The sequence below is a fragment of the Novosphingobium endophyticum genome (assembly GCF_014640675.1).
In the GTDB taxonomy this organism is placed as follows: Bacteria; Pseudomonadota; Alphaproteobacteria; order Sphingomonadales; family Sphingomonadaceae; genus Novosphingobium; species Novosphingobium endophyticum.
On the sequence record NZ_BMHK01000015.1, the window covers coordinates 38130 to 56037 of the forward strand.

24 protein-coding genes and 1 pseudogene are annotated in these 17908 nt (G+C 66.3%); 9 read left to right on the forward strand and 16 right to left on the reverse strand.

Annotated features, from left to right (window positions below):
• The first annotated feature begins 29 nt into the window (after window positions 1-29).
• Complete coding sequence (locus tag IEX32_RS12170; RefSeq protein ID WP_188771810.1) at window positions 30-1379, forward strand: MASE1 domain-containing protein; 1350 nt, start codon at window positions 30-32, stop codon at window positions 1377-1379.
• 285 nt (window positions 1380-1664) lie between these two features.
• Here the strand turns inward: IEX32_RS12170 and IEX32_RS12175 are convergent.
• The 11 genes and pseudogenes from IEX32_RS12175 to IEX32_RS12220 form a co-directional block, all read right to left on the reverse strand.
• Window positions 1665-2596: pseudogene (locus tag IEX32_RS12175) on the reverse strand (IS5 family transposase).
• Window positions 2597-2888: 292 nt separating this feature from the next.
• Window positions 2889-3284: a ribonuclease HI gene (locus IEX32_RS12180; RefSeq protein WP_188771811.1), complete on the reverse strand. Its 396-nt coding sequence runs from the start codon at window positions 3282-3284 to the stop codon at window positions 2889-2891.
• A 92-nt stretch (window positions 3285-3376) separates the two neighbouring features.
• The gene (rlxS, locus tag IEX32_RS12185) at window positions 3377-5338 is read right to left on the reverse strand and encodes a relaxase/mobilization nuclease RlxS (RefSeq protein WP_188771812.1); all 1962 of its coding nucleotides are present in this window, start codon (window positions 5336-5338) and stop codon (window positions 3377-3379) included.
• Window positions 5339-5550: 212 nt separating this feature from the next.
• Entirely contained in the window at window positions 5551-5910 is a 360-nt protein-coding gene (locus tag IEX32_RS12190) for a hypothetical protein (protein ID WP_188771813.1), read from the reverse strand.
• A gap of 232 nt (window positions 5911-6142) precedes the next feature.
• Window positions 6143-6736 (reverse strand): lytic transglycosylase domain-containing protein, encoded by a 594-nt coding sequence (locus IEX32_RS12195; protein ID WP_229736348.1) that lies wholly within the window; start codon window positions 6734-6736, stop codon window positions 6143-6145.
• Window positions 6724-7308, reverse strand: a complete 585-nt coding sequence (locus tag IEX32_RS12200; protein ID WP_188771815.1) for a S26 family signal peptidase — start codon at window positions 7306-7308, stop codon at window positions 6724-6726. The genes IEX32_RS12195 and IEX32_RS12200 overlap by 13 nt, the downstream gene beginning before the upstream one ends.
• Window positions 7305-7535: a helix-turn-helix domain-containing protein gene (locus tag IEX32_RS12205; RefSeq protein ID WP_188771816.1), complete on the reverse strand. Its 231-nt coding sequence runs from the start codon at window positions 7533-7535 to the stop codon at window positions 7305-7307. Before IEX32_RS12205 ends, IEX32_RS12200 begins: the two co-directional genes overlap by 4 nt.
• Window positions 7536-7752: 217 nt before the next feature.
• Window positions 7753-8073, reverse strand: a complete 321-nt coding sequence (locus IEX32_RS12210; RefSeq protein WP_188771817.1) for a DUF736 domain-containing protein — start codon at window positions 8071-8073, stop codon at window positions 7753-7755.
• A 418-nt stretch (window positions 8074-8491) separates the two neighbouring features.
• Window positions 8492-8701 carry a hypothetical protein gene (locus tag IEX32_RS12215; protein ID WP_188771818.1) on the reverse strand — a complete coding sequence of 70 codons (210 nt, stop codon included), beginning with the start codon at window positions 8699-8701 and terminating at the stop codon, window positions 8492-8494.
• 247 nt (window positions 8702-8948) lie between these two features.
• A complete protein-coding gene (locus IEX32_RS20940; RefSeq protein ID WP_268236742.1) occupies window positions 8949-9071 on the reverse strand; it encodes a hypothetical protein in 123 nt (40 codons plus the stop codon).
• A 115-nt stretch (window positions 9072-9186) separates the two neighbouring features.
• A complete protein-coding gene (locus tag IEX32_RS12220) occupies window positions 9187-10068 on the reverse strand; it encodes an ArdC family protein (RefSeq protein WP_188771819.1) in 882 nt (293 codons plus the stop codon).
• Between the two features lie 912 nt (window positions 10069-10980).
• Here IEX32_RS12220 and IEX32_RS21020 point away from each other — a divergent pair.
• Window positions 10981-11532 carry a thermonuclease family protein gene (locus IEX32_RS21020; RefSeq protein ID WP_308421046.1) on the forward strand — a complete coding sequence of 184 codons (552 nt, stop codon included), beginning with the start codon at window positions 10981-10983 and terminating at the stop codon, window positions 11530-11532.
• 131 nt (window positions 11533-11663) lie between these two features.
• Here the strand turns inward: IEX32_RS21020 and IEX32_RS12230 are convergent, their stop codons facing one another.
• From IEX32_RS12230 to IEX32_RS12240, 3 genes are all read right to left on the reverse strand, one after another.
• Window positions 11664-11801, reverse strand: a complete 138-nt coding sequence (locus IEX32_RS12230; RefSeq protein WP_188771820.1) for a hypothetical protein — start codon at window positions 11799-11801, stop codon at window positions 11664-11666.
• Window positions 11802-12048: 247 nt separating this feature from the next.
• On the reverse strand, window positions 12049-12189 hold the full coding sequence (locus IEX32_RS12235; protein ID WP_188771821.1) for a hypothetical protein: 141 nt from the start codon (window positions 12187-12189) through the stop codon (window positions 12049-12051).
• Window positions 12190-12274: 85 nt separating this feature from the next.
• Entirely contained in the window at window positions 12275-12937 is a 663-nt protein-coding gene (locus IEX32_RS12240) for an SOS response-associated peptidase (protein WP_229736349.1), read from the reverse strand.
• Window positions 12938-13013: 76 nt separating this feature from the next.
• On the opposite strand from IEX32_RS12240, the gene IEX32_RS12245 reads away from it, so the two are divergent.
• Complete coding sequence (locus tag IEX32_RS12245) at window positions 13014-13202, forward strand: DUF6771 family protein (protein ID WP_188771822.1); 189 nt, start codon at window positions 13014-13016, stop codon at window positions 13200-13202.
• The gene (locus tag IEX32_RS12250) at window positions 13186-13527 is read left to right on the forward strand and encodes a hypothetical protein (RefSeq protein WP_229736350.1); all 342 of its coding nucleotides are present in this window, start codon (window positions 13186-13188) and stop codon (window positions 13525-13527) included. The genes IEX32_RS12245 and IEX32_RS12250 overlap by 17 nt, the downstream gene beginning before the upstream one ends.
• Window positions 13528-13587: 60 nt before the next feature.
• Here the strand turns inward: IEX32_RS12250 and IEX32_RS12255 are convergent, their stop codons facing one another.
• Both IEX32_RS12255 and IEX32_RS21090 read right to left on the reverse strand, forming a co-directional pair.
• Window positions 13588-13971, reverse strand: coding sequence for a DUF2285 domain-containing protein (locus IEX32_RS12255; protein WP_188771823.1), 384 nt, complete (start codon window positions 13969-13971; stop codon window positions 13588-13590).
• A gap of 76 nt (window positions 13972-14047) precedes the next feature.
• Window positions 14048-14419, reverse strand: coding sequence for a transcriptional regulator domain-containing protein (locus IEX32_RS21090; RefSeq protein WP_373285444.1), 372 nt, complete (start codon window positions 14417-14419; stop codon window positions 14048-14050).
• Between the two features lie 239 nt (window positions 14420-14658).
• On the opposite strand from IEX32_RS21090, the gene IEX32_RS12260 reads away from it, so the two are divergent.
• From IEX32_RS12260 to IEX32_RS12280, 5 genes are all read left to right on the forward strand, one after another.
• Entirely contained in the window at window positions 14659-15423 is a 765-nt protein-coding gene (locus IEX32_RS12260) for a LuxR family transcriptional regulator (protein ID WP_188771824.1), read from the forward strand.
• Window positions 15424-15479: 56 nt separating this feature from the next.
• Complete coding sequence (locus IEX32_RS12265) at window positions 15480-16100, forward strand: acyl-homoserine-lactone synthase (protein WP_188771825.1); 621 nt, start codon at window positions 15480-15482, stop codon at window positions 16098-16100.
• Window positions 16101-16114: 14 nt separating this feature from the next.
• The gene (locus tag IEX32_RS12270; RefSeq protein WP_188771826.1) at window positions 16115-16996 is read left to right on the forward strand and encodes a phytanoyl-CoA dioxygenase family protein; all 882 of its coding nucleotides are present in this window, start codon (window positions 16115-16117) and stop codon (window positions 16994-16996) included.
• The gene (locus IEX32_RS12275) at window positions 16993-17601 is read left to right on the forward strand and encodes a GntR family transcriptional regulator (RefSeq protein ID WP_188771827.1); all 609 of its coding nucleotides are present in this window, start codon (window positions 16993-16995) and stop codon (window positions 17599-17601) included. Before IEX32_RS12270 ends, IEX32_RS12275 begins: the two co-directional genes overlap by 4 nt.
• A 129-nt stretch (window positions 17602-17730) precedes the next feature.
• On the forward strand, window positions 17731-17856 hold the full coding sequence (locus tag IEX32_RS12280) for a benenodin family lasso peptide (RefSeq protein WP_188771828.1): 126 nt from the start codon (window positions 17731-17733) through the stop codon (window positions 17854-17856).
• Window positions 17857-17908 lie beyond the last annotated feature (52 nt).

The following is a 17908-nucleotide window of genomic DNA, read 5'->3' on the forward strand; positions in this document are numbered from 1 at the left end:
TTTAACCGGTCACGGTACATGGAACCGCTATGGTTGCCAGAAAATGTACACTCAAAGGACCGTGGCACGAATGCGTTGATGGCGCCCTCATCGGCGGCATCGGCTATACTGTGCTGGCGACAACGACCATCTTTCTGACGAGCGACGGCCGCAACCATGCAACCATGTGGCCTGCCGACGCTATCATTCTGGCGCTCCTCCTCAAGCATCCGAAGCAGCATTGGCCCTACATTTTGCTCGCCGGCTGGTGCGGCAATCTGGCTGCAAATACCCTGACGCGCGGCTGGATGCCTGGACTGATTTTCTACGGCGGGATCAATATGGCGCAGACTTGGCTCGCCGCCTGGCTAATATCAAGAATCGACAAATCCGAGAGCGTGCTTGCCAATGCCGGCAGCACATTCCGATTCATTCTCTGCGCGGGCCTTGTCGCTCCGGTTTTCGGAGCAACGCTGGGATCGCTGGCGACCGAAGGCAATTATGGCGAAGCTTTCATCTCCTCTTTCGTCCGGTGGTATCTGAGCAATGCGTTGGGCTTTCTTATCCTGGCGCCGTTTATGCAAGCCGTGCTTGACGGCAGCTACGGCCGCTCCTTCAAGTCAAAAACGCCCATCGAGAAGCTCGAGACGCTCGGCTTGCACGGTCTTCATGGCCTGCTCACCTTCTTCGTCTTCGTCCAAGACAAACTTCCCTTACTCTTCCTCCCGATTTCTTCCCTCCTGCTGCTCGCCTTCAAGCTCGGTCGATCGGGGGCTATGGTGGGCGCCATGACCGTAGCGCTCATCGGGGCGACGGCCATGTTCAGGGGCGATGGCCCTGTTGCTTTGGTACAGTATCCGCCCGATGTGCAGGAATTCTATTTCCAGTTCTACCTGGCCGTGTTGCTTGCAACGGCGTTGCCGGTCGCGGCGATCGTTTCCTCTCGCAAGGAGACCCAGCAGCTCCTGGCAGAAAAGGAAGAGGCGCTGCGGCTCGTCATGGCCCATTCGCCCGAAGGCATGGTGAGTTTCGATCTTGCCGGCATATGCAGATGGGCAGATGGACCGCTCCAAAAATATCTCGGCCTTGCCCCGGCGGAAATTCTGGGACGATCGGTGGATGTCGTATCGCCGCTCGCGCATGACATTGCTTGCAAAATGCGCATTGCTGCCAGGACCGGCCATGCGCATCGTGGAACTTTTGAATTCTCGCCGATGCTGCGACCGGACATCGTACTTGAAGGTTCGATAGGCCTCCTGAAACGCAATGGCAGCATTGCCGGCACGGTCGTCACGCTGCGGGACATTACCTCCCGTAAAACAAGCGAAGACAACAGGCTGTCGTCAAGGTCGTCCCCGATTATCTTACGGCCGGGTCTGCGAAAATCAGATTCTGAATGAACAGTGGTTTCAGGAACGCGCGCGCAGCGAGGGAATGACCGCATTCTTGGCGGCTTTCCCCGCCTCCCGCCCGTCCCGAACATGCGGGCAGCGATCGAAACCCTCGGCGCCGGCTCAATATGGATCAGCCTCAGATTTGCTGCCGGGAACTGCGCTACAGCGGCGGCGTTGCATGTTCTCTGAGGAGTGGTCTGATGGACAGCCTGCAAAACGTAAAACCGCCGCTACCCGGCTTTGTTGCGCAAATCGGCTCGGGGTTAGCATTCGGGCTTTGGAGGTCGGGGTTTACCCTACGCTCTGAGTTTCGGGCGTTCCGAGTGCAGTGAAGCGGTTGAGGATGGCGGCACGGATTTGCAGTTCAGCGACCTGGCGATCAAACTCTCGAGCCATGACGCGTGCGCCCAACAGCTTGAAGCAATGCATCTTGGTCTCGGCGCGGCTGCGCTGGCAATAGCCGCTCCAGCGCTTCCAGATTGTCCTGCCGAGACGGCCGCTAGCACGAACGGTTTCATTGCGGGCTTGAACGCCAGGCGTGCTTTCGGGCCATGGCCGGGCGTTCCGGCGGGCGGGGATGACTGCACAGGCCTCGCGTGCGGCAATTGCGTCGTGGCAGGCCTTTGTATCGTAAGCTCCATCGGCGCTGACCGTGGCAATAGGCTGATCTTTGGAAATCTGCCCCAGCAGTTCAGGCGACATGGGAGCATCTCCGACCCGGCTGCCGATAATCTCGATGGCGCGGATCTCGAGTGTCCGGGCATCGACACCAAGGTGGACCTTGCGCCACTGGCGGCGCTTGGAAGGGCCGTGTTTGCGCGCGCACCATTCTCCATCGCCCATCGCTTGATCCCCGTGCTGTCGACCAGCAGATGCAACGCTCCCGAACTGGGGCGGCATGGAATTTCGACAAGCAGGGTCTTCTGCCTCCGGCTCAGCGTGCTGAAATCCGGCACCGGCCAATCGAGGCCTGCCATCTCCAGAACACTCGCAATCATGCCCGTGGTCTGGCGCAAAGGCAGCTTGAACAGCGCTTTCAGCGTTAGGCAAACTTGGATCGCTGCATCCGAGAACACAGGCTGGCGCCCGCGCTTGCCGGTCGGCGGGGACAACCACTGCATCCCCGGATCAAACCAGATCCGAAGTGAGCCCCGCTTCGCCAACGCCGCATTGTAGGACTTCCAGTTCGTCGTGCGATAACGTGCAGGGGGCGGCTTGCTCATCCCCCGCCCACTAACAGACTGGATTCATGTCCGGAATCCCTCAGAGATTTGCGCGACAAAGCCCAACCGATCCAGAAGATGACCTTCGGGCGGATGCCCAAGCCATGGGCCAGTTTCAACCTCGCAACCGGAGAATTCGTTACTGCCGATCGCGTACATGTCGGAAAAGCCGGCGCCGGGTAAATTCGTTGCTCCGATGGAGGTCTGGGTAACGCCCAAAGGCTGAAGGCTTCAGGCAACACAATACTGATGAGAACGAGTGCTGTGCCGGCTGAAGAGTTTCCGGGCGATGCTATCTCGGATGCCGGGCGGCCAAAGCAATACCTGCCAGATTTTGCTCACGCTTGATCCAGCGAATACGTGCTGGCGGCACCTTGGCCGCCAAGGACAGAAACGTGGCGGCGTGACTTCGCGCGGCGCCACCGCTTGTAAGGGTACAATTGGCCTGCGTAATCACTTCGAGCGCATCGCCAATCAGTTCGATATCGGTCAGGCCCAGCGACTGCGACAGTTCCAGCGCGCGGATCAGTGCCAGCCATTCGGCATCGCTGCTTGTGCCAGGTCCCAGGTCATCGAACAGGTGCACGGCGCCGCGCACTACAACCGCTGCCTCCATGCGGCCGGGATTGGGGCGGCAGCCGCCATCGAAGAACACCTTCACCCTGCGCCGCGTCACGACTGTTTCCATCCGCCCTGATCGGTTTCACCATTGTGGCCCTTTGACACGAAAGCGGCGGCCCATTCCAGGAACTCGAGCCAGCGCCGCGCTGGCCGCCAAATTCACGAAATCTCCGGACCTTTCCGCCCCCGCCCGAAACGCCAGCTGATCCCGCTCTCGCGCAGGATGCCGCTGGCCTTCCGGCCGATCTGTTTCTCCATCACCGGCCGCCAGGGCACCAGCGTGAATTCCCGGGATTTCTCGATCAGCGCAAAACGCCCCGAGGCCATGTCGATCCGGCGTACCACCCTGCCCTCGATCCGCTCGCCGATCTTCGTCTCTACAAAGTCCTTGCCCGTATCACTGCACAGCCGGGCCGCTATGCGCAACAACTCACGGCGCTGAAGAATCGTCAACGCGTTCGTCCGCAGCCTGATCCCCTCCCGCTCCATTTCCGCCAGATCCTGGTCGACCAGCCATTGCCGGCGGGCATCGAGCGCCTCGCGCAGCTCGCGCCCGAAGCCGGCATCGCGCACATGCATCCCCGAAGGCGCCGACAGCTCCTTGTCGAGCCACGTCGCGCCCTCGATCCCGGCCAACCGATCAACAGGCTCGGGGGAAACCAGTTCAACGATGACAGGCCGTTCACGAAGCAAGCGCTGTTCAAAGCGCTCGGCCTGATCGAGATGGTCGGCGGCAATCTGCCAGGTGCCGTCAGGATCGCGGACCACGCCAAGGCGCGCGCGGCGCATGGCTTCGAGCCGGCGCACATGCGTTTCGGCGAACGCCTGCGTCGCCGAACGGTCGTGGCGCAAGTGAAGCGCAATCGAATAGCGTCCATCGCTGGCTGCGGCGACGTCGGCGATGGCATGGTCTATCGCGCGCACCCGCGCCGCTGCGGGCGCGATCCGCACTGTCGCTCCCTCGGGCAGCGACTCGAGCGATCCTGCCCTGCCGATGTCCACGTAGTGCGAATGGCCGTCGATGCCATCGACCAGCAGGTAATGGCGATCGCGGTGCTCGTCGGCCAGCCCGCGGGTAATCACTTTTCCAACCAGCAGCCCGGAGCCGGGGCCGTATATCCGATGATCGCTTCGCGCCAGTTTTGCCCGGGTCAGTTCGCGCTGCATGAGGCGGATGATGTCCCCGCGCTCGCCCATGGTGCGCAGCGTGTCCTCGATTCCTGCGGCAAGCCGCCAGTTCCCGCCGCCAAGGTCCTCGGCGAGATCCATGCGCTTCAGCACCTGCAGCCGGCCCCTCTCGAGGGCGTGAAACAGGGGATCATTCGCATGCTGCGCAACAGCCCGCCCGGCGTCCATTCGCGCGATGAGGCGCCGGTCGATCGCGGTCAGTCTTTCCTGCCCGACATCATGGCGCAATCGCTGCTCGATTTCGTGGGTTGTGCGAGGCCCCAGATCGAGCGTTACCAGCTCCGCCGCGCGTTCACGCAGCCCGTGGCTGATGTACTCGCGTGCGATCACCAGATTCTGCCCGCGATCATCGACGCCGCGCAGCACTACATGGCTGTGCGGATGACCGGTGTTGAAATGGTCGACCGCGATCCAGTCGAGCCGCGTTCCCAGGTCCTCTTCGACCTGGCTCATCAGCCGGCGGATGAAGGGTTTGAGATCCGGGTAGAGATCACCGTCCTCGGCCGAGACGATGAAGCGGAACTGGTGCCGGTCATCCCGGCTGCGTTCGAGGAACGCCTTTCCGTCGGCGTGATTGGTCTCGGCGCCATACAGCTCGCCGGGCGTGCCTTCGCGGGTAACGCCGTCACGCTGGAGATAACGGAGGTGCGCTTTCGCCGCTCCCATGCTCCGGCCGCCGAGGCGTACGAGCCGCGTCTTCACGACCGTGCGGCGCGTACGAGAGGCGGCCAGCCCGTCGCGGCTGGAGAGTAGCCGGCCCAGCCCCGCGCCGCGGCCGATCCGGCTGCCGTCGAAACGCCGTGATCTGGCTGCGCCCTTGCCAGCATTGAGGCGGGCTGCAACCGCAACCCGGCTTGCATAGCTCGCCGGCCGCCTGGTCCCCGCGCCGCGCTGCCTGCCAAGGCGCAGTTCGAACTGGTCGTCATCGCTCATGGATTGCACTCCTGAAATGGGAGTCTCGCGACCGTCTCGCGCGAAGGCCCGGAATCTCGCGAAAAAGCGATGTGTAGACAAAGGCCTGACAGTGTCCGCGAGACACTGCCTCTATCTTGTTGTTGTCCGCCCTCTCCTGCCCCTTCACCACCCCCGACGGACAAAAAGAGAGAGCAGCGCCTGGCTGGCGCCGCTCCTCACTGCCGCAAACCTCAGCGCGCGTGCGCATAGGCCCGCTCAGCTGCCTGGCGCCGAGCGAAATCGCGCCGCGCGATCACGCCGTGCGGACTGCCTTCACCATCAACGATCAGCGTTGCGGCGAACCAGCACCTGCCCAGCCGCCCGCAAATGGCTATGCGTTCGAGTTCGATTTCATCGTCATCGGCGCCCGGATAGCTGCCCAGCCAGCGCTCCGAGCACCGTGCATCCCAGAGAAAATCGCATTCCTCGGCCTCGAGAAAGCGCTGTGCGAGCGCCTCACCCGCACCGTGGCCGAACTCGGTTTCAAGGCCTTGGACCAGCGCTGAAAGGATTGTGTCCCGAACCTGCGTGATGCTGCTTTCAGTATGCATGAGATGCTCCTTCTTGATCGTTCCTGATGTCTGGAACGACCTGTCGGAGACGGGCGGCGGCACGGCTGTCAGGGCCGCGCCGGCAAAGCCGGCGCGCCGCGAAGCGGACGTGGGGGGAACCGATTTGCGCAGCAAATTGGGGGGTACCCGCGGGCCTTGATAGGCGCGCCGCCGCCCGTCATGCTGGGAATCGTCCGACGAGCCCTCCCTCCTCTCAGCCGTGCGGCGCGCTCTAATCGGCATCCGTCCTGACCGCGAAGAGGGGATCGACCGGCGGGGCCGCGTCCCCGTCGTTCGGACCGGGTGCGCGGTCGCGGCGCACGAGGAAAAGCGTTTGCGGCTCGGCTTCCCCAGCCCGGTCCGGGGCGACGCCCATGCCGGCAAGATAGGCTCTGGTTTCAGCGGGCAGAGGCCGCCCCGCCAGGTACTGCTCGTAGCGCGCGGGACCCGCGTTGTACGCGGCGAACAGACCGGGATAACCAAACCGGTCGTAAAGCTGGCGCAGGTAGAAGGTGCCGGCCATTATGTTGTCGCGCGGATCGTCGGGATCGCGGCCGAGGCCAAGCCGCGTACGCATGTCCGACCAGGTTCCGGGCATGAGCTGCATGAGACCGATGGCGCCCTTTGCGCTGCGGATCGGCCGGCCATCGAGGCGGGTGCGGCCACCGCTTTCCGCGCGCATGACGCGCTCGATCCAGTCTGCCGGCACGCCGAAGCGCTCTGAGGCTTCAGCAACGAGCGGGCGCCAGCGCCCGACTTCATCGGCGCGAAGGGGCGTCGCCGCAAGCAGCAGCGCGGCTGCGACAACGCTCCTCAGCGCCTCCACAGGAGCCTCACCGGACCAATGATATCCGACCCTGACGTGACCCCGAAATAGCGCCCGTCGAAGGAACCCGGGCGCTCGCGCATGAGCAGGAACCATTGCCCTGCCCTGAGCGTCCGGCAACCCTGCCAGCGCGGCATCGGCCGCCCTTGCGCGTCGATCCTGAGACGCTGCGCGGCGGGCGCGCCATTGATGAAAATGCTGTTTCCAAGTGCGCAGACTTCATCGCCGGGACCGGCCGCCACGCGCTTTATCAGCGGCACCTTCGCAGGGATGTAGCGCCGCCGGGCGGCGAGGCGCCGCCAGCTCATCGGCAGTCTCGCGAGCACCACCCCACCCGGTTCGATGCGCGCCTTCGGCCTCACGGCGTAGAGGCCGACAGGCGCACTTGCGCTGGCGTTCCACACGAGGCGCGGCGCGGGCGGGCAGACGATGGTGAGACCAAGCGCAGCGCTGCCGGCCGCGATGGCCACGGCCGCCTTGATGCGCCTGCGGCGGCGCTCACGCGCGGCGCGCAGGGCCTCGCCCCAGGCGAGAAGCGGCGCGTCGCCCGTCGAGGTCCGGCGCGCACTCACTGCCCTTTCCCCCTGCCGGCCTGCTCGCAGCTCCAGGCATCGAGATCATCGATATGGTAGAGAACGTAGCGGCTGTGGCGGCGGAAAACCGGGCCTTTCCCGCGCACGCGCAGGCGCTTCAGGAGCCGGTCGGAGATGTTGAGGTAATTTGCCGCCTGGGGCGTTGTTAGGAACGGTGAACCGTTCCTGGCACGCTGCGCGCGGCCGATATTGTCCGGGTCTTCCATGTCAGGAGGGCCTTTGCTCGCGGGCGGCCCCGTGCCGCCGCGTCAGGCACCCGGTCTGGCGGGGCCGGCCCTTGGGCGGCAGGGTCGAAAACGGCTAGAGGCAAATTCGACCCTCTCCCCGCCAAGGCAGCAAGCGCATCGAAGATCCGGTCGCCGCGCGCATCGCAGGAACGGAAAAAGGAAGGCCCCGCGCCTTACGGCGCGGGGCCCGGCCCGTTCAGTCGGCGGGGTTCCAGATGATGGCGAAAGTATCGTCATCGTCCTGGCCGGCGGCGCGGCCGAGGTTGGCGTAGAGCCGGCGCGGACCGAATTCGGGAGCCGCGAGGCTGAGCGAAACGTAGGCGTTCCCGGATGTCTCCGATCGGCGAAGCCAGCCTGCGCCGACCTCGACGCTGCCCGACGTCACCCGGTAATCGGGCTGGTTCTCGCCGGTCTTGCGCGAATTGGGCACGATCATGATGTCCGCCCTGATCGAGAGGGTCCTGAGCTCGCCCTTGAAGGCCTGTCCCTCGCGCGTCACGAAACCGATGGCTGCCATTGTTCATCTCCTTCTTGCTCCTCGCCTCGGCGAAAGTGCCGGGCGATGGGTCGAGCCGGCAGGAACGGGCATAGCGCAGCCGACGAACCCGAAGGGCCGCAGCGAAGCGCAGGGCCGCCAGCAACAAGGCTTATTTGCAGCGAAGCGTGCGCGAGGAGGCCGCCGCGGGCGGCCGGGGAAATAAGCCGCGGGCGGCGGTTTTGCCGGATGCGCGACCGTTCCAGGTCGATGGCCCATGCAGCCGGTCACTTTGCCAGAAAGCAGGCCGAGAGGGATGAACAGCGCTCGCGAATCGGACGGACGAGAGCCGGGAATGTCAGGATTTGGGCGCTTCAATACAAGACCGGACGGGCGCTGAACCCAATGCGAAGGTGCGCAGGCCGGCGAACCATTCAGGCCGGCAACGTGGGCTGCCCGATCAGTGATACGCGTTGACCAGCTTGGTTTCGCCGCACGGGCTGCAGGCGTCCTTGCGCGGCGCGAAGCCGTTCGATCCTGCCAGTTCGCGCGTGTTGTGATCGGCGCGCTGGAGCGCGCTAAGGTCCAGTGTCCTGCTGATGCAGTCATCGCAGACCGGCTCGGGAGAGAGCCGCGAGATGAGCTTGGTCACGTTATCGAGTGCGGTCACTTTCTTGTGCCCCTGTGCCCCATGTCCCGGGCCGCTCAGAAACGGGCAAGTCAAAATCGGGTCCGGCGGCGGCAGCCGCCCGGCCCATTTTTCACGCCGCGAGCGGCGTTTGTCTTGCTGCATCCACTCCGCCAGGCATGCGGGGTCCCGGCTCGGCGAGAGCGGCGGGGCTTGCCGATTCGGACTGCGGGGCATCGTTGGTGCGGTGGCGATCGGACGCCGGTCGTGGACGCTGATACGCGACAGGTCAGCGGTCGTGCTCGACACTGCGGACGGTCACCTCGTCGAGGAAGAGCGTGCTTACGACAATGCGCGAGGTGACGCCTCGATCATTTACCTGCACGTATGGCGGGTCGGCCCTTCGGCGCATGCCGCAATCGTTACGGTACGCGGTGCGGCCAACCGGGCGGCAGTGCGCGAACGCCTCCGCCCGGAGTCCGAGATCGAGCATCTGACCATCGAAATCACCTGGGCACGGCAATCAATCACGGCTGCCGGGCGTGCATCCAGTCGGCTGCCGCCTGCGCCTTGCTCGCAGCGGCGAAGATCGCCCGGGGCTGGTTTTTGAGAAGCTCAGACCACGAGGCGATGTAGGCCGCATGGTCTTCTCGCGGTTCGTGTGCGATGCCGAGATCAGCGAGCAGGAACGATGCCGTCAACTCGGCGGTCGCTTCCTCCATCGCGAGCGCGTGGCCGGTCCAGCGCTTGGTGAAATCCCGGTCGAGCCGATGGGCCGCGCCGCTGGCATGGGCTGCCTCGTGAATATGGGTGGCGTAGAAGCCGTGGACGTCGTGGAACGTGCTGAAATCCGGCATGTGGATGCGATCTTCGGCGATATGATAATAGGCGCTTGCAGATCCGTAGAGCTTATCGATGCCGAGTGCGGCGATGAAGGCATCCGCGGCGGCGAGGCGTTCGCTCTCGGGCAGGACCGGCGCCGCTTCGGGCGCATAGCCATCGACCTGATCGGCGTTGAACAGGCTGAAGGCCCTGGCAAAGAGCCGGCGGCGATCATCCGCGTCATCGCTCGCGTCATCGTCGCGGCCTTCGCCCCCCTTCGCGCGGACCTCCTTCCACAGAACGCCGAGACTGGCTTTCTCGCCCTTGCGGACCTGCGCGCCGAGCGCCTGCCACTGGCGATAGGTGCCCCAGACCCCGCTCGCATAGCCGCACACATAGGCAGCGGCCCAGAGCGAGACGGTATTTATGCCGCGATAGGGCTTACCACTGGCGACGTTGGTCGGGCGCGTGACGTCGGCGCCTGTATGATGCCACGGCATGCGCCAGGTGCCGGGGCCAGCTTCAATCGCGGCGACGATCGCGTCGGTGACGCGCGCGTAGACATCTATACGTGGTGAGCTTGACATGAGCTGTCTCCGTTCTCGCGCCGGGGACCATCCCCGGCGGCGGAGGCCCGTTCGCGCAGGGCACAGGGGCGCGCGCGCACCCGCCAGGGCCGCAGCGAAGCGAAGGACGGCAATGCCGTTGCGCGGGCGCGCCGACCGGCGCAGGCCTTCCGCCAGGAGCTGGGGTGGTCCGCGGCTCGGGAGGAACCGTCTCCGGGCCATCACCGCGGCTGGGCAGTCGAGCTCGTTCTGGAACGCGGGTTGCTGGAGGACCGGACATGCCCGTTCGCCTGACCGCATGCTGTTGCCACCGGTCGCCCCACCGCCACGCCGGCCTATGAGGGGCAGTGATGCAGGCGTTGGGGCGGTGGGGCGGCTCGCAAGATGCGGGTGAGCGGCTGCCCGGGATCGAGCCGCCCGAGCGCCCGAGGCGGAGCGCGATGGCCGAATCGAAGACGCCATCGGTGAGCCGGCCGACATGGAGGCCTCGCGCGATACCGGCGGGGGCATGACGCGGAGCCGGGACCGGCCGGCAATCATAGCGGGCAGCGGACCCGGCAGGTCCGCAGCATCACCGAGCGCGTGCATGGCGCGCCCGGTCCCAACCTTCCCGCGCCATGCGATCGTCTCTGCAGGCCGGGACGCGGCGAAGCGCGACCCGGCGAAGCTCGCCCGAGTATCGGCGAGGCTAGCGCAGTAGAGCGCGGTCGCGCCGCGGCCGCGAGGCGCCATGGATGAGGACCATGCCTGTCCGCCCGGGATCCGGCCCGGGCGCCGCGGGATCGAAGTCGTACAGGCGCGACCCGACCCCGCGAAGAGCGATGCACCGACGCGGCAAACGGCAGTTCGCGCAGAGGACCGCTTGCCGGCAGGCTGCAGAGCCCGTCTTAATCGGACTTGCCTGACCGCGCGCGGGCGGGGATACGGGCAAGCATGCGCAAGAAACCCAAGATCGCGCGGCGTCCCGGCAATGTGCGGCAGTTTCGCGGGCACACTCCGCGGCCAGGCCTGCCGCGCACGAGACGCCGGCGATCGCCGAGCGCCCTGCTCGCTCTGAGCGGCCTGGTCGCCGGAGGCCTGCTCGGCGCGGCCTTGGTCACATGGATGGAGGTGGGCCGGCCCGTCCCTGCAATCGCAAGCGCGGTGACGGGTGCTGAAACGGTGCCGGGCCTGTGCGTGGACAACGTCCACGACGGCGACACGATCCGCACCTGCGGAAGCGAGAGGATCCGCGTCGAGAACATCGACGCGCCCGAACTGCGCGGCAGCCCCAAATGCACCGACCGGCGCCGGCAGGGCTGGTGCGATTATGCGCTCGCCGAGCGCAGCCGCGCGGCGTTGGCGTCATTCCTGGCAAGCGGTCCCGTCACCATATCGCGTAGCGGCACAGACCGCTACGGCCGGACGCTGGCGCGGCTTTCGGTCAACGGCGAGGACGCAGGCGAGCATCTCGTCGCCCTGGGCCTCGCGCGGCCGTGGATGTGAGTATCCCGGCGGCATGCTGAAGCGTGGTGGCCGCGCCGCCCCCGACGGGCGATGCGGCCTTCCTGCAGGAGGATTGCGAAGCGCGCGGCCAGGATAGCGAAAGCGGCCGCCAGAAGGGCGGCCATGCAAAGTCAGCCGAACGCGAACTTCAAGACAATCAGCATGATCGCCGCCAGGCCAATGTCTTCGGCCCACATATCGATGCGAAGCCACTTCGTATCGCGGGCCTCACGGGCTTTTTCCTCATCGCTTGCCCATTCGCGCGGCATGTCTCGCCCCGATTCCATCTGAATGGGCGATGATGGCCCAAGGCGCAGGCAAACGCGAGTTAACTTGCAGACAATGCGGCCGACGCTGGCAACGCGGCGGCAGGCACGTAGTCACTCAGCGGCGCCCCGATAAACCGCCACCTCAGCGGCGCTCACGTCGCCGGGATAGCATTTGGAAGTTGCGGCCGCCGGGGCGGCTCCATGCGCTGCGCGCGCCGCATTTGCGAGCGCCGCGGTCGAGGAGGTTCTAGGGGCACGGACAGCTTCTCGGGTAGCCGGCGATGCTATCCTCGATCACCTGCTGCCCGACCTGCGCATCGCTCTCGCGCGCCGCGGTCGGCGCTATGGCGAGCGACAGGACGGCCACGGCGGCCATGGCCTGCTTCATCGGCAATTCCCCTCGATCAGGCGCGATAGCACGCGCCCGTCGCAGGAAAATTAACGCGCGCAGCCGTCAAAGCCGTCCCGCGTGATTATGCGCGGCCCGCCCAGGGCTCGTCGGTGCGATCGATCGTGACCGCTCTGGTCCACGGCTCACACAGCGCCAGCGCTTCGGCGCTTGAGCCGCGCATCCACTGGCCGTGCGCCTGCGGCGGGACAATGACCGGCATGCGCTCGTGGACTTGCGCCGTCGCCAGCGCGGCGTCAGTCATCACCATGGCATAGACAGGCCCCCACTCCTCGCTTTCGCGCCAGAGCCCGGCGCAGGCAAACAGGGGCTCGCCTGGCAGCGAGATCCAGGTTCGCGTCTTGCACCCCTTGGGACCTTGCGCTTCGGCGAATGCACTGAGCGGGATCAGGCACCGGCGATGTTCGAAGCTGCTTTTCCAGAAAGGGCTGGCGAGACGGTCGGAGCGTGCATTGTTGACGGGCCTGGGCCTGCCTCGCACGCCGCCGCGCCCTATCACGGCGAGCGGGAAACCCCAGGTCATGGCTCTGACGGCCCCTCCGGCGAGGACGAGGCCCTTGTAGCCGGGATAGATCTGGGAGGCGTGGTTGATGCCGCCCGCGACTTCCGCGCGAAACAGCGCGCCTACGGCCTCTGCCGGGCTGGTCAGGCGATAGAGATTGCAGATGCGGCCAGTGCTCCTCTTGTCCCGCAGGCCAGGATAGCATCCAGGCGCGGGTGCCCGCAATCGATCCGCGGCCCGCCGGCGACGGATCGTCACATGGGGCTTGCACGAATGTTCTTTATATGTTCCATTTGCGGACATGGACCGAATCGACGAAACAGACCTCACCGAAGCGCTGCTGAGCGCGCCGGAATGGGCACGTGCGGGCCTGACCTCGCCGAGCGCGTGGATGCGCGAGGATGCCGCCCGCCAGCTCGCGCGCACGGCCGCGCTCCGGATGAGGGAAGCCCGCCTGGTGCAAAACGAGCAGGATGAGCTGCCGCTGTGACATGCGCTGGTCGAGCGATGGCCTCATGGTGGCAACGCATATCCTGGAGGCCGCGACGCTGCACCGCTCCGTGATGCCGGTGTGCGGATGCGGCCACTGCGCAAGGTTTGAGGCGCATGGCCTGTGGTGGCACTTTGCCCGGCGCGGCTGGGACGACAGTCTCGCCTGCGCGCGGGCTCGCTTCTGGTGCCGGATATGCGCGTCAAGACAGCGGCGCAAGATCCGGCCCGACCGGCTGGATCTGGTACCATGGCAGGCAGGAGACCTCGAGCTGCCCTGGCCGGACGAGCAAGTCTGGAAACGGGCGGCGGCGAAACTGCGCTGAGACTTGCGACCAAGCCGCGATTGAGAAAAGGCGCAGTGCGTCGCCAGCGAGCGTATGATCTCAGGCCTCGCGGCTCGCCGCGCGAGAATCCTCTCCCCTGGGCTGGCGGTGTTTTCGCAGTATCAGGCGATAGTCGCCGCGTGCCATTCTTCGGGCATCGCGCATAAGGCGCCGCACCCGCGAGCGCAGCGAATCGGAGGTCCCATTCCATTCGCGCTCGACGCGCGCGGCCCCGAAGAGCACACAGCCGATCTCGCGTTGGCTGGCCCCGGCCACAAGCGCATCGTGGGCGCGCAGCACGGCGATCGCGCGCGCCATGCCGGGATCGGGCGGGAACAGGGAACGCGCGAAGCGGCCATAGCGGCACAGGGCGAGGAAGCGCCGCAGCGCAAGGACCTTCAACTCGGCCGAAACGAGGCCTTCGAGACGAAATCGCAGGAGCACGGCCTTTTCACCGGCAAAGCGCCCGTCCAGGACATCGAGCCGGATACGCTGCCAGCCATTGGACAGCGCAACATGCTCACGCCCTTCGCTGCCCGCTACGCAGGAAAGCCAAGGCGCGACCGTGTCGAGGCAGAGACTGTCGGGATGAGCGGGATCGGCAGGCAGGGCCTCGACCGGAATCGCGCACGGATCGAGATCGGCATGCCAGATGATCCGGGCCGAAGGCGCATCGCGGTCCGGATCTTCGGCGAAAGTGAAGCCCCCACCCGCGCGGCACGCTGCGCGCCCCGCCGGTTACGCGGCTGGCGCGGGCATGCCATTCGACGTAGCCGGGATCGCGCCTGAGCCATTCCCACATGAGACCGGCGCGGTCGATGCCCGAAAGCCGTTCGTAGACGCGATCATCGCGCCAGTCGGCAAGGCCCGGCGCCCGATTCGCGCCGCTCATGCCTGGCCGGACAGGCGCGGATGCGCGATGACAAGATTGTAATCACGCCATTTTCTTTCAGGCGCTATTCTGAACCCCGTCGCTCTTCGGACAAAAGACCGGCGAAGTTGCGACACTTGTGCGATTTCCATCGCCGAAAGGCAGCTTGAGACCCTGCCTTTCGGCCCGAACGATCGAGAAGGGACGATCGCCGGGAGACAGGTGGCAAGAGACGCCGCCGGCCATCGTAAGCGTGACCGATGCTCGAGGTGACGCAGCTGATGGAGCTTGTCGAAGCCGCGACAAGCATTGATGACCTTGCCGCCGCGATCAGGGCCGCGAGCGCGCAGCTCGGTTTCCAGCATTTTGCCCTGAGCCATCATGTCGATCTTGCCGAGGCGGGCGACAGCGCCATATGGATCCATAACTATCCGGCCGGATGGGCCGAGTATTACGAGAGCCATTCGCTCGGGCTGAGCGATCCGGTTCACCGCGCCAGCCACGTGACCATGATCGGGTTTCGCTGGTCGCGCCTGGAGCAGATGATCCCGCTGACAACGGCCGACCGCAGGATGCTGCTCATGAGCCGCGAACATGGCATCGGTGATGGTTTCACCGTGCCCGCGCATGTTCCTGGCGAAACGCGCGGCTCGGTCTCCTTTGCCACCGAGACCGGCCGTGCCCTGCCCGCCGGAATGCTCCCCGCGGCCCAGCTGGTGGGCTGTCTCGCGTTCGAGGCGGCGCGCCGGCTTTGCACCCCGCGCACGGTGCGGCCCGGTGCCCGCCTGCCCGTCCTGACCGATCGGCAGCGCGAATGCGCGTTGTGGGTGGCGCGCGGCAAGACGGACTGGGAAATCGCGTGCATCCTGGGGCTGAGCGAGGAAACGGTCGCCCGCCATGTCAGGCAAGCCTGCGAACGTTATGGTGTGAGCAAGCGGACATCGCTGGTGATCCGGGCCCTGTTCGATGGAACCTTGACTTTCACCGACGTTTTCAGCCGCCGATATACCCCTTTTCCGGGATAGCGATCCGGCGCCTCCCTCGGCGAGCCTTGGCCATCCGCTGCCAGGGAGCCTTCGCCATGCTGCACGTATTCACGCCCCATGCCGGCCCGGACCTTGCGAACGAGGTCCTTCGCGCGATGTTCGCCGCGCGCAAGTCGGTCTTCGTCGACCTGCTCAAATGGGACGTACCGGTTCTGGCCGGCCGCTACGAAATCGACCGGTTCGACAACGGCCACGCCGCCTATCTCGTGCTTGCCGACGCGCACGGCGCCCATCTCGCCTCCGTGCGGCTTCTGCCGACGACGCGCCCCCACATCCTCGACAGCTTCTATGCCGACCTGTGCGACCAGGCGCTGCCGCACGGCACCGACGTGTTCGAAATCACGCGCTTCTGCCTCGACCGCCGGCTGCGCGCGGCCCCGCGCCGGGAGGCGCGCGACACGCTCGTCATGGCACTGGCCCAGTACGCCCTGGAAAACGGCATCGCGGCCTACAGCGCGGTCGCGCCGACCGGCTGGGCCCGCCAGATCGTGGCGTTCGGCTGGCACGCCGCGATGCTGGGACGCCCGGCCGCGATCGGCGGCGAGGAGCTCGCAGCCCTGCGCATCGATATCGCGCCCGAGACCCCTCACCTGCTCGCGGCCGCGGGCATCCGGCCGGCCGGCGAGCACAGCCGCACCCGGTGCGCAGCGGCATGAGGGAGGAGAAGGTCATGACCGCAGCCATCGGTCTTGCCGAGGCCATCGAAGCACATGCCTCGCGCCTCCTGAAGGAAGGGTTCTGCATAATTCCCGGCGCGCTGCCGGCCGGAACCCTCCGAGCGCTCGACAACGACCTTGCAGAGCGATTCGCATCGACGCCGTTCGGGAGAGGCGGCTTTTACGGATCGCGCACGAAGCGCTTCGGCCGGCTGCTCGTGCGTTCGCCCCGCGCGGCCGAGCTCGTCCAGCACGCGCTGGTCCGCGGCATCGCCGAGAGGGTTCTGTCGCCCTGGTGCGACTGCATCCAGCTCAACACGGCCCAGGCGATCGCGGTGCATTCCGGCAGCCCGGAACAGCTTCCGCACCGCGACCAGGACATGTGGCAGGCGCCCAAGGGCGAGGCGGAATATCTCGTCAACGTGATGTGGCCGCTGAGCGAGTTCTGCGGCGAGAACGGCGCGACGCTGGTCTGGCCTCACAGCCACGGTGCGCGGGCGCTGGCGAGTCAGCCGTGCGAAGCGCCGATCGTCGCGCGCATGGCGCCAGGCAGCGCCCTCGTCTTCCTGGGCTCGACGCTGCACGCCGCCGGCGCCAATCGCAGCCGCCAGGTCCGACGCGGCGTGATCGTGGGCTACTCATTGGGGTGGCTCAAGCCTTACGAAAACCAGTGGCTTGCCTATCCGCCCGAGGTCGCCCGCACTTTCCCCGCCGATCTCGCGGCGCTCGTCGGCTACCGGCAGCACCGGCCGAACCTGGGCAACTATGAGGGGCAATGCCCCTCGGTCGTGCTTCAGGGCGACGGCGAGAGGCCGCTGGGCGCTGTCGATGCGCTCCGGCCCGACCAGGAAGCGCTGGTCGAAGCCTATCTGGAGATGCAGCGGGCACGGTCATGAACCCGGGCGCGACCGCCGAGCGCGTGCTCGATACGCTGCGCGGGCGCATCGCCGGCCGCGAGTTCCGTCCCGGCGACCGGCTCGATGCGGCCGTGCTCGCGGCCGGCCTCGCCGCGAGCGTTACGCCGGTGCGTGACGCGCTGCACCGTCTGACCGGTGAGGGCCTGGTGGAAACACGCCTGGGAAGCGGATTTTACATTCCCGCGCTCGACGAGCCGCTGCTCAAGGATCTCTACTACTGGTCCGCCGAGCTCGTGTTCCTGGCGATCCGCGGCTGGCCGCGCAGCGAGGCCGGGACGAGCCTGCCCCCCACGTCTGCGGAGCCATCGGTGGCCGAACGCGCCGGCACCCTGTTCCTGGCCATCGCGCGCCTTTCGGCCAACAGCGAACACGCGCGGGCGCTCGCGCGTCTGAATGCCCGGCTCCATGCGGTAAGGACAGTGGAGCCGCTGGTTCTGGGCGACACCGACGGGGAACTCGACACCTGGCTTCCCGTCCTCGCGGCAGGCGAGCGCGAGGGGCTGCGGCGGCTTTGCACGTCCTATCACCGCCGGCGCATCCGCGCCGCGGCCGAACTCGTGCGCGCGGTCTACAGGGCGGAGTGACGCGCGTCCTGCTCTGCCGCCAGCGCGAACAATCGGCATATCAGGCGCGTATAAGTTTCGGATAATGCGCCCGCGTTCCTAGCATTCTCGTGCTGCAGCGCTTTGCAGTGAACCGAGAAGGAGCACATCATGGAACGTGAAACGCATGACGAAGTGATCGAGATCGGCAAGGCGAGCGTCGAAACGCTCGGCGCCTCCGGCATCCCGGTCGATGAAAACCTCGGCCAGTTCCAGGCCGGACTCTCCGACGACTGACGACAAGGCGCGCGGATCCTTCTGTGGGGAGGGGGCCGCGCGCCGCTTGTCC

Excerpts from the sequence above, each read along its gene's own strand:
- IEX32_RS12170 (WP_188771810.1), top strand. The coding sequence starts at position 30 with ATGGTTGCCAGAAAATGTACACTCAAAGGACCGTGGCACGAATGCGTT.
- IEX32_RS12180 (WP_188771811.1), bottom strand. The coding sequence starts at position 3,284 with ATGGAAACAGTCGTGACGCGGCGCAGGGTGAAGGTGTTCTTCGATGGC.
- rlxS (WP_188771812.1), bottom strand. The coding sequence starts at position 5,338 with ATGAGCGATGACGACCAGTTCGAACTGCGCCTTGGCAGGCAGCGCGGC.
- IEX32_RS12190 (WP_188771813.1), bottom strand. The coding sequence starts at position 5,910 with ATGCATACTGAAAGCAGCATCACGCAGGTTCGGGACACAATCCTTTCA.
- IEX32_RS12205 (WP_188771816.1), bottom strand. The coding sequence starts at position 7,535 with ATGGAAGACCCGGACAATATCGGCCGCGCGCAGCGTGCCAGGAACGGT.
- IEX32_RS12210 (WP_188771817.1), bottom strand. The coding sequence starts at position 8,073 with ATGGCAGCCATCGGTTTCGTGACGCGCGAGGGACAGGCCTTCAAGGGC.
- IEX32_RS20940 (WP_268236742.1), bottom strand. The coding sequence starts at position 9,071 with ATGCGCCGAAGGGCCGACCCGCCATACGTGCAGGTAAATGATCGAGGC.
- IEX32_RS12220 (WP_188771819.1), bottom strand. The coding sequence starts at position 10,068 with ATGTCAAGCTCACCACGTATAGATGTCTACGCGCGCGTCACCGACGCG.
- IEX32_RS21020 (WP_308421046.1), top strand. The coding sequence starts at position 10,981 with ATGCGCAAGAAACCCAAGATCGCGCGGCGTCCCGGCAATGTGCGGCAG.
- IEX32_RS12230 (WP_188771820.1), bottom strand. The coding sequence starts at position 11,801 with ATGCCGCGCGAATGGGCAAGCGATGAGGAAAAAGCCCGTGAGGCCCGC.
- IEX32_RS12235 (WP_188771821.1), bottom strand. The coding sequence starts at position 12,189 with ATGAAGCAGGCCATGGCCGCCGTGGCCGTCCTGTCGCTCGCCATAGCG.
- IEX32_RS12245 (WP_188771822.1), top strand. The coding sequence starts at position 13,014 with ATGGACCGAATCGACGAAACAGACCTCACCGAAGCGCTGCTGAGCGCG.
- IEX32_RS12250 (WP_229736350.1), top strand. The coding sequence starts at position 13,186 with ATGAGCTGCCGCTGTGACATGCGCTGGTCGAGCGATGGCCTCATGGTG.
- IEX32_RS21090 (WP_373285444.1), bottom strand. The coding sequence starts at position 14,419 with ATGAGCGGCGCGAATCGGGCGCCGGGCCTTGCCGACTGGCGCGATGAT.
- IEX32_RS12260 (WP_188771824.1), top strand. The coding sequence starts at position 14,659 with ATGCTCGAGGTGACGCAGCTGATGGAGCTTGTCGAAGCCGCGACAAGC.
- IEX32_RS12265 (WP_188771825.1), top strand. The coding sequence starts at position 15,480 with ATGCTGCACGTATTCACGCCCCATGCCGGCCCGGACCTTGCGAACGAG.
- IEX32_RS12270 (WP_188771826.1), top strand. The coding sequence starts at position 16,115 with ATGACCGCAGCCATCGGTCTTGCCGAGGCCATCGAAGCACATGCCTCG.
- IEX32_RS12275 (WP_188771827.1), top strand. The coding sequence starts at position 16,993 with ATGAACCCGGGCGCGACCGCCGAGCGCGTGCTCGATACGCTGCGCGGG.
- IEX32_RS12280 (WP_188771828.1), top strand. The coding sequence starts at position 17,731 with ATGGAACGTGAAACGCATGACGAAGTGATCGAGATCGGCAAGGCGAGC.